Origin of the sequence: Mesorhizobium sp. M8A.F.Ca.ET.202.01.1.1 (assembly GCF_004791595.1) — a bacterium.
Lineage (GTDB): Bacteria > Pseudomonadota > Alphaproteobacteria > Rhizobiales > Rhizobiaceae > Mesorhizobium.
Map to the genome: position 1 here is coordinate 1 of NZ_SRUN01000328.1, position 280 is coordinate 280.

Here is a 280-nt window from a genome sequence, read left to right on the forward strand (position 1 = left end):
ATCCTGCCGGTGGTGGCGCGTTCGGAGCGCATCGTTACGTCGGCCGGCGAGCAGTTCGTCACCATCGAAGACGCGATGTCGAATGTCACCGCGTCGCGCGGGGTACTGGAGCCGGTCAGTGCCGATGTCTTGCCCGAGGTCGAGATCGTCTGCCGCATGGCACTGGCCACGCTGCCCGGCAGCAGGGTTGACTGGGCCGGCTGCATGCACGACTACGCGCCCATCCGCGAGCTGATTGCCGCGGTGTATCCGGAGATCTACACCGGCTTCAACCAGCGCA

Annotated in this window: 1 pseudogene; it reads left to right on the top strand. The window is 66.1% G+C overall.

Features of this window, described 5'->3' with window-relative positions:
• Window positions 1-280, top strand: a pseudogene (locus tag EN845_RS35065) (formate dehydrogenase); the annotation flags it as partial.